Below are 14,011 nucleotides of genomic sequence, written 5' to 3'. Positions count from 1 at the left end.
CGCCGTTGGAAACCGGTCGACCGGTGCGGCAGCCTCAGGGGCGCATGTCCCGCCGCCCCCGAACGTAAAGCGGCCCCGGACGCGGTGACTCAACCACCGGCCGGGACCTAACCGGAACGGAGGCCCGGCTATGGGGCAGGGTAACGAACTACGCGGAGCGGTCACGGGCGGTTGCTTCGATGGCACCGAGCATCGGCACGCCTACCCGAAGCTCTACGACCTGATGACCACCTTGCAGGGGCGGGGCTTCGCCGTGGAACTGCGGGCCAGTCCGCTGGCCATCATCGTGACCCGTCCGGACGATCCCACGGGCGCGACTCAGACGATCACGTGCAGGCCGCGGCCGACCGACTTCGATCAAATGTGGTTCTACGACGAGGCCAACAAGCCGATCGCCGAGGCCGAGCACATCGTGGACGCCGCCGTGATCGTCGCGGGCAACTTCGCCACCGCGCCATGAGCGCGGGAAACGCCGCGTCCTATCTCGGCTTGCTCGCGCGGGCCCTGATCACCGAGGGATGGAGGGTGCATCCCCACTACGACCGGGATCCGGCACTGTTGCGCGTGCTGTGCCCCAGCCTGCCCATGGCCGGGGAGAGCGTCGTCGTTGAGGCGGGCGAGGGCGGGGTGCCCTGGTTCGTGGGCTCGACCGGTGACCAACTCGCCCCCTGCCACGACCTGCCCAGAACGGTCGCGAAGATCGGCGCGCGGCTCACACCGGACGCCATGGCGGCGGCCGTCGGACGGCTGGCCTGCCCCGGACGGCGGGACGCACCCCCGCGCTTTCCCACCAGATGTCTCCAGACCCGACAGACTCGACTCAGGCGCCACGATGATGGCTGAACTCGCCGGCCTCAAGGTCGAGCCGTTCGGGCCGCTGGATGCGCTGTATGCCGCCGTCCGACGGTGCGCTCCGCAGGTCGCGGTGACGCGCGCCCGGGTCCCGGAGCAGTACACCATTCCCATACTGGGGACGGTCGGTGTGCTGGCACTGCGGTTGCACGTCTCGTACCGGGACCGTCCGGCGCGGCGGATCCGCTGGGACGAGGGTGCCGAAACCTATGTGTGGGCGTCTGGTCCGGACTGCCGGGTGCAGTTGCCAGCCGATCCGGAGCAGGCAGCGATGCGGGTAGACAGGGCACTCGGCGCCGGTGTCCCCGGCAGGGACCGAGCCGGAGCCGCCGGAGGGCGTGGGCGTTGTTGGTTTCCTACAAAGCGCGTGCGTTACGGTGCTCTGCCCATTGCTGGGCAATGGGCAGGTTGGCCGGAGGCTCTGCGTCTGGATTAGCTGCGGCGCGTCGTCTCCAGCGTTCAACCGATGCTCGCGTGTACAGGTCGAGCGCCTCAGGGGCGGCGCTTGTCCAGGCGGCGAACTGGGCCGCCCATCGTTCGGCGTCGGCGGGGGAATGCCCAGCGTGGATCAACCAGGGGATGATCTGACCGATCTCTATCCAGGGTGCGCCCCGAGACGCGAACCCCCAATCCACCACGTAGGCGCGGTGTTCTGGGGTGATCAGCAGATTGTGGGGGTTGAGGTCGGTGTGCAGAAGGGCGTCACCGGCCATCGGAGCCACGTCCGGTACGAGATGTTCCCAGCGACATTCCACAAGCATCACGACCGCATCCGGGCATGGCGTGCTCTGGAGTTGATGAACCGTCTTCGCCAGAGTCGCCAGATCGGGGGAACCGGGCGAGTAGTCGGCATGGCGGCCTTGGACGTGCTCGAAACCCACCGCGAGCCACCCCCCGGCTTCCACGGTCCACAGAAGCCGAGGGGCGAACTCGGGCACGACAGGGTTGATCGTGGCTTCCCTGCGCAGCGCGCGGACTCGTGGACCGTCCTGGCCCGGAGAGGTCTTCCGAGCGGCCTTGACGAACGATGACCCGGCCGAACCGGTCACAGCGGCAGCCAGGTCGGCGTTACTGCCGCCGTGAACCGCCTGGACGCTGCGGACCGCACCGGTTCGTCCGCTGATGGCCGTCCGGACCGCTTCCGGTAGGCGCGTCCACTGGTCGCGCATCTGCGCCCTTCGTCAGTTGCCGATGGTGCTGCACTCGGGCGGGCAGCAGCCCGCCCCGGCACCGGCCTCCCAGAATTCCATGTCCACGTGATAGCCCGTGGCCCACAAGATTGGGACGGTCCGCTCCAGAGCGGCCCCGGAGAGGATGTCAGCATCCACCACCGGCACGTGGTGAAGGTACGCTCCCGCGTGTGTTATGCCGAACTCATGGTAGGGCTTGGTGCGCTTGAGGAAGGCGTGCCAACCCTCATCCACCGGAACCGATGGAACGATTCTGACCCACGCCTCAGGGTCCGTCGCGGCGGCCTTGACGAGTTCGGCGTGGGCCTTGAGGAACACCAGGGCCTGGCCCATCAGGCGTTCGGCATAGGTGCGGGTGACGTGGTTGTACCGCGTTATGTCTTCCACCAGGAGGGCGAACACCTCAGGTGAGACCAGGTCGCGGGGGTCCTTGGCCGCTTCCGCCGTTCTCTCGGGAGCGATGGTCATTGCGACTACCTCCAGGGATTGAGCGCGGCCGGTTGCCGCGCTTGAGTCTCCGGACGGCGGCGGGGCGTGAGGGTCGAACAGGACCCACCACCACCGCCCGGAGGGGTCTAGGCGTCGGGTTCGGCGCCGTCGTCGTGCGCCGCCGCGTCGGCAAGCTGTGAATCGGCGTAGGCGTGAACCTCGGCGATCTTCCCCGCGAGCATCCCCGCGCGGGTCATGGCCTCCTGGTAGGCGGCCCTCGCTATCTCTGGCGCTGCGGCCACCTCTATGGCTGTCGGGGCTTTCATCGGCGCAACCTCCGAACAAAGCGCCAGCCCCAGCGCGCCAGATCGGGCCCGAGTACGCAACCGAACAAAGCCCCGAAAGCCACGCACACTGCCCCGAACAACGAAAGAAGTCGGAACACCTCGCCCAGTTCACCTGACATCAGCCACGCACCCTCGCGTGGGCGCCCACCGCATAGCCAACGAGATCGACAACGCCGTCCACATTGTCAACCGCCCCGATCGTGGCGCCCGACTCCACCCAGGTGAAGCACCAGCAACCATCAACGAAGTCCGCCCCGATCTCTACTGATCGACTCGCAGCCTCAGAGTTGATCACGTGCAGCACCGGCACACCGTCACGCGGAACCACACCGCATGACATCCCGCCACGCTCATGCACAGCCGCATCAAGAACGGCTAGGGACGAACGACGCTCACTCGTGGGTATGGGGTGATCAGCGGTTCTTCTTGCATGTCGGGGGGTGTCGGAGCTCATGCCCACAACGCTAGGAGCGTCTCTTCTCGCTCGTCCACGATGTTGCAGGTTGTTGAGCACTAGAACGCCGCAAGCGCCTTCCTGATCAAGGCTCGGGCACCCGGGCCGTAGACAGCAGCTTCCCTGAGCACGTCAAACATCCGAACATATTGCGCCACCTCTTGCGGGCGAGTAACTTCAATCGAAGCAGTAGGAGTTTCCAAGCAAACAACGGAATCATCGAAGATCCAGAACCCAGCGGAACCCACAGCTTTCCGCTCCCTCATCATCGGAATTATGCCAATCGATACATTGGGAAATCCCATGACAGCCAGCAAGCGATCAAGCTGTCCAATCTGAACTTCCGCCGTTCCGAACCATGTACATAGAGCTTGTTCCTCCAGAAGTACGGCAACACGCTTGCTACTCTGATATATGACCTTCTGACGTTCCATTCTAGTCTCCAAGGCGTGCTCTAGATCGTTAGGCGAGTCCAGAAAATCAATCCAGAAGGACAGCATTGATGCCGCATAGTCGGCGGTCTGAAACAGCCCAGGAATCGCGTTATGCTCGTAGATTCTGAAATGCTCAGTACGTTCGTAGAGTGGAACAGGTGCCGCCATCAGACGTTTCATTCCCGCGCGCGTTTGTCTGCGGAACTCCACGTAGGCCGACTCGACTGTCCGAGCGGTTGCAACGAGGTCTGGAGCCTCTTCCTTAACACCACAAGCGTTGCACCAGGCGCGAATATCTGCGTCCGAGGGAGCCTGCGAGCCCGTCTCCAGACGACTCACCTTTGAGTAGTGGAAACCCACCCGAGAGGCAAGTTCCCTGCCGGAGAAACCGGCATCCTTGCGAAGCTCCCGCAGGCGCGCCCCGAGCACCTCTCTCGCTTGCCTGGCCGAACTAGAAGGGACGGTAGTCACTGTGCGGGACCGAGAGCTTCCATACCGCCTCAAAAGAGGAACGGCAGAGGTCAGCTACATTTGGATTATCCGTCGCCGTCATTCCAACAGACAGGCCGTTGCCAGCATAGTGAAGAAAGACCGCCAATCGGCCGTCGAAGAGATAGAGGTCGTTCCCGGGAATCCCGACAGTGGACACCCTGGGGCGAGGGATCCACCTAATGTCCTCGCCAGCCTCCACCATCGGACCAGCGATGCTATGCGACCAGTGCTGGTATTCGCTCAGAGGCTCAGACACGATCCTAGCCCGCCGAACCGACCTCCCCGCCTTGACGTGCTCGCGAAGCGTTTGACACCAGCCATCTAGCCATTCCAAGTCATCCAGCTCACCGGCAAGCCATTTAGCGAGGTATGGCAACTCGGTGGCAGTGCCGTACGCATCCCTCGTCTCAAGATGCAGGGCTTCACGTTTGAACGTCTTCAAGAGCCGTTCAAACTCATCAGCTTCCACGTTCCGCACGAGCCTCCTCCTCGAAGAATTCTCGGAAGAACTGAATCATGCGGTCCGGGATCTCAACAACCGTCTCCCCCTCGGGGATGTCCATCGTCGCGAGCGCCTCCGGGTCCGACACGACCCACCCCTGAACGAACCAAGAGCCCCGGTCCGTCCGGTAGATCGTCGGCGAGCCAGTCGGGTTCGAGTCCGGGTCCTTGCCAGCCAATCTAGGACGCATGAACCTCTCCCGTCAGGTTGTTGCGCTGTGTTGCGCCCTCTCAGGCTCCTGTTGGGCCACGTTGATCGTCAAGGGGTGTTGCCCGATGTTGCACACCAACAGCCGCACAGCCGTGTTCGGCCCCCATTCGATCCCCACGGATGTGGTCGAACCCGAACGACTGGAGGAACTCCAGCGTGCCGCGGCCGAGGAAAAGGGGCTGCGTCAAAGGACAGAGGCTGGTCATACGACCAGCGATAGGACGCCCGCGACCAAACACAAAGAGCCTCCCCGCGCGGGGAGGCTCTTTAGTTGCAGCGAACCGTCCGCGTGCTCACGACGGGCAACCGGGCGTCGAGGTCGGCCAGCGGCTGGTTGCCCCAGGCAGATCTGTTCACCCAGCGAGGCGGGTTCGCGCGCGTTGGGCGCGGAGTAGTGCGCCGAGGGCGGCTCGGTGGGGGCGGTGGGTGCCGCCCAGTTCCAGGAGTGACCGGACGATCCACAGCCGGGTCTCGACGAAGTGGCGGGGCGATCCGTGCACGTCGTCGTTCTCGATGAGGCGCAGGTCGCGGACGTGCTGGCGGAGCAGCTCCGTCTCGGAACCGGGGATGATCTCGTCCCGGCGGCTGGCCATGTAGTGGACGGGGATGTCCAGGGCGGCGAGCCGGTCGCCGTCCAGTGCCATGTCGCGCAGGTGCGCGTGGACGCCGTCGGGGGAGACGCCGCTGATGTGGGCGAGCGTGTCGACGGTGATACGGGGTACCTGCCGCTGCCAGGTGGCATCGGTGAAGAATCCGCTGACCGGTGCGCCCACCGTGATGATGCCCCTGATCCGTGGATCGTCGGCCGCGCAGCCGAGGGCGAGGTGGCCGCTGAAGCTCAGAGTCACCGCGTAGGTGTTGCCGACGTCGGCGCGGCCCGCCACGGCGTCCAGGATCCGCGGCAGCAGCCGCCGGCTCTGCGGACCGTAGCGGGCCGTGTTCTCGCCCACTCCCGGCATCTCCGCGACGACGCCGGCGAGCCCGAGCCTGCGCGCCTGCGCCAGGACCGGCGCCCACTGTTCCTTGACGCTGACGATCCCGCCCATGACCAGCAGCAGCGGACGGGGGTCGCGCTCGTCCAGGCCGGTCGTCCAGCAGCGCACCTGGGCACCGTCCAGGTCGACGTCCAGTCGCTCGATCCCGTTGCCGTCCCGCCAGCGGTCGAAGGCGGTAAGGCATCGGTCGAGGGCGTCCTGCCGGGCGGGGCCGTCGACGTAGGGGAAGCGGGCCATGTTGTAGCGGCGGCAGGCGTCCAGGAACCGGCCGCGCCGCTCCAGCGCCTCGCCCGCCTCGACCCACGCCCGCACCCAGGAACCGGGTTCGTTCCCGTCGTCGGACTCGACGCGGCGCAGGATCGCCTGGTGCTCCCGTCCGGGGATTCCCTGCGCGCGGGCGTGCACGAGCACGAACCGTTTGAGCTCGGCGACGTCGTTCACCGCGGGTCACCGTCCTCGGCCGGCGCCTTGAACGACTCCAGCCCGTCCTTGATCTCCGCGAGTACGTCCGCGGCCTCCGCACCGTCGATGACGCGGTGGTCGAAGGCCAGGCTGAGCCGCATGGTCGGGGCGACCAGCACCTGTCCGCCGCGCGCCACCGGACGGTCGGTGACCCGGCCGAGGCCCAGCGTGATCGTGGTCCCGCCGACCGAATGAAAACCGTCGACCGGACGATGCCCGAGCGAGGTGACCGCGAAGGTGCCGAACCGCTCCGCCCTGCCCCGCAGCGGCCGGACCACCCGCCGGAAGGCGGCGCGGCCTACCGGGACCGGCAGCCGGTGTAGCGCCCGGAGCCCGGCGAACTCCTCCATTTCGGCGGGGTCACCGTCTCGGTACCGCTCCACCTGGGCTTGTAGGTCGTCCAGGCCCGCCTTGTCGGCGTCCCGCAGGACGGCCGAGAGCACCACGCGCTGCCCGTTCAGCGTCTTGTCCAACGTGATCTTCGCGTGGACGCCGGGGTAGCGGGCCAGCCGGGGGTTGATGCGGCCCCGGACGGCGGCGTTCGCGTCGGGATGGCGGGCCAGGACCCTCGCCGCCGTGTGGACGGCGTACGTCACCGTCGAGTAGCGCCGGTCCACGGACGCGCGGTGCGCGGCAAGCTCGGTCATCTCCACCTCGGTGTCCAGGAAGACCGGCGAGAACGCGCGCATCTCGTCGAGGAAGTACAGCGTGTGCCGGCGTTCCCGGGGGAGCGGCGTACCGGACGGACCGCTCACGCCACCGCCACCTTGTAGATGGCCGCGAGGCTGTCGGCCTCCAGCAGGTCGGGCAGTACGAGGCTGTGGCCCGTCGCCCGCTCCAGCGCGCCGGCCAAGGCCAGCAGATGCACCGAGTCCCAGCCCGCCACCTCGTCGAGGCTCCGCTCCGCATCGGCGGACGAGACCTCCAGCCCCAGTTCGTCCCGGACGAGCGTGAGGAAGTCGTCGATCGTGGTCACCGTGTCTCTCCTCCGAGGCCGTCGGTCAGCCGAAGATGGGCGGGCGGCGCGGCGATGGAGCGCAGGTCGTGCCGGAACTCCGCCGTTCCGCCGCCGTTCCCGTCGTCGCCGGTTTCGTCCACGCGGCTGAAGCCGTGCCGCGTGTAGAAGTCGCGGACCTTGCCGTTCTTGGCGGACGGCCTGTATTCGGCCAGCACCGCCTTCGCGTCACTCGCCGCCGCATGCCGCAGGACGGCGCTCAAGCACGCCTGCTCGATGCCCCGGGAAAAGACCCGGCAGCTCAGCAGGAAGTTGTCGATGCGCAGGACGGACCCGTCCCGGCGCAGGAACACGGCGCCGACCAGCCCGTTGTCGCCGAACCGGTCGGCGGAATGGACGGCCAGCACGGACGCGTCGGGGTCGGCGGCGAGAGCGCGCACGTCCGCCGGTTGGAGCCGCCGCGTCGTCAGGTTGAACTGGTTGGTCCGCAGCGTGAGCTGGGAGACCCGCGGCACCTGCGCCTCCGTCACCCGTTCCAGCCTCACCCGCACGTCCAGTTCGGCGAGGTAGCCCTCCAGCGACTCGAAGGTGTCGAGGAAGTCGCGGCGGGCGAGGTCCTCGCGGTAGCGCGCCGGGCGGGCCCGGTCCTCGGCGGTCAGGTCGCGGGTGTCGAACCAGCCGTCGGCCAGCAGCCGCTCGGCGTGCAGCGCGGGCTCGCCGTCCAGCCCGATCACCGCGACGCCCGGCAGTTCCCGGCGGACCAGGCCCCGTTCGAAGTCGCTGTCGTCGGCGAAGACGAGGGAGTCCACGCCGATGTTGAGGCCCGCGGCCAGTGCGGCGAGGTTGTCGTGCTTGGGCCGCCAGTTGGCGACCACCCGCACGAAGTCGTCCTCGCGCAGCACCATCCCGGGATGCTCGCGCAGCACCCGGCGGACCGGTTCGGGGTCGTTCTTGCTCACCGCGGCCAGGAGCACCCCCTGCGACCCGATCTGCTTGACCGTCCGCTGGAAGGTGGCGAACGCCTCGCCCCGATGGCCCTCCCCGACCTCGATGCCATCCTGCCCGTCGTCTCCCAGCACGCCGCCCCACAGCGTCCCGTCCAGGTCGACGACCAGGCATTTCTTGGTGCGACCGGTGAGGTTGCGGGCCAGGTGCCCGATCTCGCGTGCGTACCTGCCGAGCAGTTCGGCCGACAGGTGCATCCGGGCATAGACGTCCATCCGCGGGTCGGTGACGGGGATGCCTTCGGCGACCAGCGCGTCGAGGTCGATCGTGACGAGCGACTCGTGCGCCTCGGACAGCCGCAGCAGCGCCGCGCCCGCCTCCCGCCAGGCCGCGCCGAGCCGGGCACGCGAACGGTGGTCGGTGAGCTGTGCGGTCAGCCGCGACGGCAGCGGGAGCGTGTTGAGCACGAGCGTGCCGCGCGCCGTACGGGTGAAGTGTTCGGCGAGCCCTTCGATTAGGCGGAGCTTGCCCGCCAGCACCTGTTCGACGTCTTCGGGACGCCAGGGCGCCGTGACCTCGTCGAAGACCACCGCCGGATCCAGGACGCACAGCGCGAGGTCGGGATCGGTCGCGTACAGGGCGCTGCCGGGGTCGGACAGGTCGAAGACATAGCCATCGAAGTCGCCCGTGGACGGCCGTAGCAGCAGCCCGTGCCGCGCCAGTTCGGCCGTGAGAGCGGGGACCAGCGGGTCCAGCGTGCCGTGCCCGGTGATCGCCACCCTGACGGACGGGACGCCCGGATGAGACGCGGCCACCTCGTCCGGATCCAGCCGGGCCAGCAGCCGTCCGGCACGCGCCAGCCCGTCCGCGTCGAGATCGGCGAGCACCCCTGGCACCTCCGGGTACCGGGCCGCCAGCAGCCCGGACCGCAGCCACGCGGAGATCTGCTCAGCGCCTTGGAGTTGAGTGCCCATCAAACCCGCTCCAAGGCGAACCCGGCCTTGATCCACTTGCTGGACTCGACGGCGATGCCCACCACACGGTCGCCGTGCTCCAGCCGGCGCAGAGCGGGTTCCAGCTGGAAGAACAGCAGGCCGTTCCCGCAGTTCCCGGTCTCCTCCACGCAGGTGATCTCCTCCGCGACGGGCAGATCAAGGCGCGCTCCGATGCGTTCGCTCATCCGGCCCGAGAGCTGCGGCGGCAGCACGTAGTCCACATCGGAGGGCTTCCAGTCCAGACCGGTCAGCAGCTCCTCAAGGATCTCCGCGGACATCTGGGGGACCGACTCCTCGATCGCCTTATAGTCCTCGGCGACCGCCGCGCGCTGCGCGTCCCGCTCGGCCAGGCCGAACCACTCGACCGTCTGCCCGGGAGCGCGCCCCCGTCCGGTGAACCTGGTCAGCACCCGGCGGAGCGCCACCGAGTCGGGCGGCGCGTCCGCGGTGAGCACCGCCGCCCCGGCGCCGTCACCGAACAGCACGACGTTCACCAGCTCCGCGGGCGGCAGGGCGCGCAGGTCGGCACCGAGGTCGAAGTGCTTGGCGCAGCTGTCGCCCGCGATGACCAGGGCCGTGCGGTGCCCGCCCGCGAGCAGCGCCTGCCGGGCCACCTCCAGCGCCTGGACGGCCCCCGAGCAACCGCTTTGCAGCTGGTAGGTCGGGATTCCGTCGATTCCCAGCCGGTCCGCGACGACGTTGACGGTCGTCGGCATGAGGGTGTCGGGCGTCGCCGTCCCCATGACCACGACGTCGACGTCGGCGGCCCGGAGCCCGGCGGCGTCCAGCGCCCGCCGTGCGGCCCGCTCGCTCAGATCGGCGAGCGTGGAACGGATCTCGCCGCTGCCGAGATCGACCGACAGATGTCGGGTCCGGGTGCCGATGAAGACCTCGACCCACTGCTCCCACAGCGCGTCCATGCCGAAGCGCTCGGCGAGCTCTGCGTTCGTCACCGGCGGGCCGGGCAACGCCGTTCCGGCCGACAGGATACGGATGTCCGACGCGTCCATCCCCGGTTCCTCCCCTGGGGTCGAACAGGCTTGCGCATCGGTGCCGATCCTGTACGGCACGCCTAAACGTGACCTAATAGCCGCCGGCGTCGGGCGCTCAACCGGACTCGGCCATCAGCCGGGCCAGCGCGGCCCGCGAGCTGATGCTGAGCTTCCGGTAGATGCGCGTCAGATGGACGTCGACCGTGCGCGGGCTCAGCGAGAGCTCGGCGGCGATCTCGCGGGTCCGCAGACCGGTCCCCGCGATGCCGGCGATCTCGCGTTCCCGTTCGGTGAGAACCGACAGGTCCGCGTGCGGCGCCGTCTCGGCGGCCCCGGTGTCGAGGCTGCGCAGCAGCTGCGCCGCCGCCTGCGCCGCCCGATCGGCGCCGCAGCGGCGCGCCAGTTCCCGCGCCAGGACGAGGTTGGAGCGCAGTTCCTGGCGCGGACCGCTCTCGACGAGGTCGTGGGCGGCCAGCAGGAGCGCCCTCGACTGCGCGTGGATCATCCCGGCCTCGGAGAAGAGGTCGGCGGCCTCCTGGTAGGCCTTGGCGGCGTCCGCGCAGCGCCCCTCGTGCTTGAGCATCATGGCCCGTGCCACGCGCGCGTAGGCGCGCGGTGACGGCAGGTCGAGGCCCGCCGCCTCCTCCTCGGCGAGGTCCGCGCACTTGGGGAGCGGCTCACCGACGGCCAGCGAGGCCGCGAGGATCAGCGTCAGGGCCTGGACGCGCTGGAACGGCGGGATGCGCGGCAGATCGGCGCCGCCCCCGGCGTCGAGCAGCAGCATCATGGACCGCCGCGGGCCGCCGTCGTACCAGGCCGCGGCGGCCACCGCGATCGCCCCCGCCATGCTCCAGAAGAAGTCCCGCGAGCGCAGGATGAAGAACGCCTGCTCCGCCAGCCGCACCGCCGTCTCGCTGACACCCTCACCGGTGCCCTCCGCCATGGCGAGGGACTCCAGCGCGAGGGCCAGCCCGGACAGGTGATCGGCGTTGAAGCCCTCCGCCAGCTCCCGCGCCTCCACCGCCGTCCGCCGCGCGTCCGCCAGGTGCCCGGTGTGCCGGTGGACGTTGCCGAGGCCGAGAAGCATGGCCGGGAGCATGTAGCTGCGCCCGAACTTGCGCGCGATGTCCATGCCGCGGGCGAAGTGCCGCTGGGAATCCTGGAACAGTCCCGCCAGGGTCTCGGCCCAGCCGAGCAGCCCCAGGTACTCGGGGTGGGTGGCCAGTTCGGCGTCCGACAGCCGGTCGATGTACTCCGAGCCCACCGCCAGCGACGCCCGCGCCTGGGGGGCGCTGTTGAACGCGTCGCAGAGGCCGTCGAGGACCAGCGCGCCGGCCTCGGCCACCCGGTCCCCGTGCCGGCGGGCCAGCCGCACGGCGGCCTTCACCTGGTCGCAACTCGGCATCTGCCCGTCGAACGCGCCGATGATCCCGTGCTCGATGAGCAGGGTCGCCGCCTCCGCCGGCGGGTCGTCACAGGTCAAGATGGCGTCCAGCTCGCCCGCAAGGAGTGCCCGAGCCTCCGCGAAGTGACCGAGCAGGCACTCGATCACCGCGCAGAACGCCACCGTCGAGGCGCGCAGGTCGCGGTGGTCGTCGCCGACCGCCCGCAACACCTGGTGGAGCAGGTCGCGGCTCTCCGACAGACGTCCGGCCAGACCCAGCGTCCGGGTGCGCAGCAGCAGCAACTCGATCCGCTTGCGCGGCTCCATCCGTCCCTCGGGGAACGCCCGGAGCGCGACCTCCAGCCAGTGCGAGGCCCGCCCGGGGTCGGTGAGCAGGGCGTCCTCGGCGGCGCTCGTCAGGATGTCCAGGTCCAGCGCCTCGGCGCGGGCGATCGAACGCTCCACGTGCACGGCCTGCTCGGCCGCGGTGGCGCCGCGCCTGGCCAGCGCCTGAAGGGCCTTGCGGTGGGCGCACAGCCGCCACGTCAGGTCGGCGTTCGCGTAGACGACCCACCGCATGATCGGGTGCCGGAAGGTGAAGCCGGCGCCGCTGTTCACCGGACGCAGCACGTCGCGGGCGATGAGGGCGTCGACCGCCTTCTCGACGTCGGCGGAGCCGATCTCCGCGACCTCGATCAGCGCGTCCATCACGCAGTGCTCGCCCAGCACCGCGGCGGCCGCCGCGACGAACGACTCCCGCGCGTCCAGCGCGGTGATCTCCCCGAGCAGCAGGCCGGACAGGTGCGCCGGTGGATCGCCGGCCGGTAGCCCGCCGCGCAGGTCATGGCCGTCGGCGGCCAGCGCGGACAGGTACAGCGGGACGCCCTGGCTGGCCAGATGCAGTTCCGCGAGCCTCGGCTCCTCGCGGGGCATGCCCAGCAGCCGGGCGGACTGCTCCAGCGACAGCGGCCCCAGCTCGATCCGCGTCACCGAGCCCAGCTCGATGCCGTGGGCGAGGGTGCTGCGCAGGCGCGGGGACGCCTGCCGCGGCCGGTGCACGATCATGATCAGCAGCGGGCCGTCCACCGGCCGCCGGACGAGGTAGTCGATCAGCTCGACCGACTCGGCGTCGGCCCAGTGGAAGTCCTCGATGACCAGGACGACCTTCTCCGTCAGCCCGCCGAGGAGGGTGCGCATCGAGAACGACAGCCGGTAGCGGTGCCAGGCCGCGGGCCGTTCGGACTCGGCACAGCCGGTCTGCGGCCGCGTCACGACCTTGCCGATCAGGTTGCGATCGTCGGCGGGCAGGCGCAGGAGCCGGTCGGTCATCGGCCGGGCCGCCAGCAGATGGGCGAACACCTGGTAGGGGATGTTCTGCTCGAACTCGGTGCAGCGGGTGTGGAACACCGCGAGGCCGCGACGGTGCGCCTCGCCCAACATGTCGGCGAGCAGCCGGGTCTTGCCGATCCCCGGCTCGCCCACCAGCTCGACGATCTGGCCTTGCCCCTGGTCGAGAGCGTCGAGTGCGCCGTGCAGCCGCCGTGTCTCGCCGTTCCTGACGATGTTCGCTTGCGGACGCGCTACGGACTGTGTACGGCCCATCAAATCAGAGACCTCCTATGTGCGAGCCGCGGCACGGTTCTGGCGGAGGAGAATAATGATCGCAGTATGACCCACAACGCTTACACGGAATATCGTTCTCGGGTTGCCCAGTGGTTGGAAGGACATTCTTTTATTACGGCACGTACAAAACAATTTCTGTGCAATGCCGGGGGAACGTCACAACGTTTCTTCCAAGGTCTCTGGCATCCTTCTTCCGGGAGTGGCTGACGGGGCGGCGCTCGTACCGTTTAATCTTACGCGCACGAGCCCCTCCGCCCCTGGGACGGGAGCGGACCTCCGATGCATTGAGTGGTGGACGAACAGCGCATCGTGACGACCCCGGCCCTGGTCGGGTCACGCGACCCATCAGTGGAGTGGCACATGTGAACTGGTTGTTCGTCGGACGCCCGGCTTCTGACAGCCGCAAACGGGGCCCGCGTGTCCGTTCCCGCCTCAGCGGATGGCCGCTACCGGTCAACTCGGATCGTTCATGGGGGCAATTCCCCCGTCGACGCGGTAGGGATGGGCGAAGACTGGCTCGCCGCGGTCGATACCCTTCGCGCGCTTGAGCGCTCGTGCCCAGCGGCCAGTAGAGACACGTGGTGAGAGTCACACCAAGGTAGGGCTCCCCGTAAGGCGGGGCGTGGCGTCACGCACATTCATCGGCGGGAGAGGCGGCTTAGGCGTCGACTCACATGTCGACTTCGTCTGGTTCGTCTGGTTCGTCTGCGCGTCTCCGGTATTCCGCCCAGTATGCCCATCTACCGAAAA

The 14,011-nt window shown here is 68.7% G+C and carries 14 protein-coding genes and 1 pseudogene; 2 read left to right on the top strand and 13 right to left on the bottom strand.

Annotated features, from left to right (window positions below; genetic code table 11):
• Positions 1-130 precede the first annotated feature (130 nt).
• Together AMA02S_RS12565 and AMA02S_RS12560 are read left to right on the top strand one after the other, a co-directional pair.
• A complete protein-coding gene (locus AMA02S_RS12565) occupies positions 131-460 on the top strand; it encodes a hypothetical protein (RefSeq protein ID WP_067456420.1) in 330 nt (109 codons plus the stop codon).
• Positions 457-843 (top strand): hypothetical protein, encoded by a 387-nt coding sequence (locus tag AMA02S_RS12560; RefSeq protein ID WP_067456417.1) that lies wholly within the window; start codon positions 457-459, stop codon positions 841-843. The genes AMA02S_RS12565 and AMA02S_RS12560 overlap by 4 nt, the downstream gene beginning before the upstream one ends.
• Before the next feature lie 365 nt (positions 844-1,208).
• Here the strand turns inward: AMA02S_RS12560 and AMA02S_RS40150 are convergent, their stop codons facing one another.
• The 13 genes and pseudogenes from AMA02S_RS40150 to AMA02S_RS12510 all read right to left on the bottom strand — a co-directional run bounded on the left by AMA02S_RS40150 (position 1,209) and on the right by AMA02S_RS12510 (position 13,240).
• Positions 1,209-2,021 (bottom strand): phosphotransferase, encoded by an 813-nt coding sequence (locus AMA02S_RS40150; RefSeq protein ID WP_084265026.1) that lies wholly within the window; start codon positions 2,019-2,021, stop codon positions 1,209-1,211.
• Between the two features lie 12 nt (positions 2,022-2,033).
• Positions 2,034-2,510, bottom strand: a complete 477-nt coding sequence (locus AMA02S_RS12550) for a glycine-rich domain-containing protein (protein WP_067456411.1) — start codon at positions 2,508-2,510, stop codon at positions 2,034-2,036.
• Between the two features lie 107 nt (positions 2,511-2,617).
• Complete coding sequence (locus tag AMA02S_RS41650) at positions 2,618-2,797, bottom strand: hypothetical protein (protein WP_157430534.1); 180 nt, start codon at positions 2,795-2,797, stop codon at positions 2,618-2,620.
• A gap of 534 nt (positions 2,798-3,331) precedes the next feature.
• Positions 3,332-3,916 carry a DUF5753 domain-containing protein gene (locus AMA02S_RS40145; protein WP_245667473.1) on the bottom strand — a complete coding sequence of 195 codons (585 nt, stop codon included), beginning with the start codon at positions 3,914-3,916 and terminating at the stop codon, positions 3,332-3,334.
• A gap of 57 nt (positions 3,917-3,973) precedes the next feature.
• Positions 3,974-4,135, bottom strand: a pseudogene (locus AMA02S_RS44980) (helix-turn-helix domain-containing protein); the annotation flags it as partial.
• Between the two features lie 22 nt (positions 4,136-4,157).
• A complete protein-coding gene (locus tag AMA02S_RS40140; RefSeq protein ID WP_084265024.1) occupies positions 4,158-4,676 on the bottom strand; it encodes a DUF6879 family protein in 519 nt (172 codons plus the stop codon).
• Positions 4,657-4,878, bottom strand: a complete 222-nt coding sequence (locus tag AMA02S_RS12540) for a hypothetical protein (RefSeq protein ID WP_157430533.1) — start codon at positions 4,876-4,878, stop codon at positions 4,657-4,659. Before AMA02S_RS12540 ends, AMA02S_RS40140 begins: the two co-directional genes overlap by 20 nt.
• A 385-nt stretch (positions 4,879-5,263) precedes the next feature.
• Positions 5,264-6,346: an alpha/beta fold hydrolase gene (locus AMA02S_RS12535; RefSeq protein ID WP_067456402.1), complete on the bottom strand. Its 1,083-nt coding sequence runs from the start codon at positions 6,344-6,346 to the stop codon at positions 5,264-5,266.
• Complete coding sequence (locus AMA02S_RS12530; RefSeq protein WP_067456399.1) at positions 6,343-7,122, bottom strand: 2-oxo acid dehydrogenase subunit E2; 780 nt, start codon at positions 7,120-7,122, stop codon at positions 6,343-6,345. Before AMA02S_RS12530 ends, AMA02S_RS12535 begins: the two co-directional genes overlap by 4 nt.
• On the bottom strand, positions 7,119-7,343 hold the full coding sequence (locus AMA02S_RS12525) for an acyl carrier protein (RefSeq protein ID WP_067456396.1): 225 nt from the start codon (positions 7,341-7,343) through the stop codon (positions 7,119-7,121). The genes AMA02S_RS12530 and AMA02S_RS12525 overlap by 4 nt, the downstream gene beginning before the upstream one ends.
• Positions 7,340-9,241: an HAD-IIIC family phosphatase gene (locus AMA02S_RS12520; protein WP_067456393.1), complete on the bottom strand. Its 1,902-nt coding sequence runs from the start codon at positions 9,239-9,241 to the stop codon at positions 7,340-7,342. The genes AMA02S_RS12525 and AMA02S_RS12520 overlap by 4 nt, the downstream gene beginning before the upstream one ends.
• Positions 9,241-10,272, bottom strand: a complete 1,032-nt coding sequence (locus AMA02S_RS12515; protein ID WP_067456390.1) for a 3-oxoacyl-ACP synthase III family protein — start codon at positions 10,270-10,272, stop codon at positions 9,241-9,243. The genes AMA02S_RS12520 and AMA02S_RS12515 overlap by 1 nt, the downstream gene beginning before the upstream one ends.
• 97 nt (positions 10,273-10,369) lie before the next feature.
• Positions 10,370-13,240, bottom strand: coding sequence for a helix-turn-helix transcriptional regulator (locus tag AMA02S_RS12510; RefSeq protein WP_067456387.1), 2,871 nt, complete (start codon positions 13,238-13,240; stop codon positions 10,370-10,372).
• Between the last annotated feature and the right edge of the window lie 771 nt (positions 13,241-14,011).

This window comes from Actinomadura macra NBRC 14102 (assembly GCF_001552215.1).
Classification (GTDB): Bacteria; Actinomycetota; Actinomycetes; order Streptosporangiales; family Streptosporangiaceae; genus Spirillospora; species Spirillospora macra.
The sequence above is the reverse complement of the archived record's forward strand: the minus strand, read 5'-3'. Positions and strand labels throughout refer to the sequence as shown.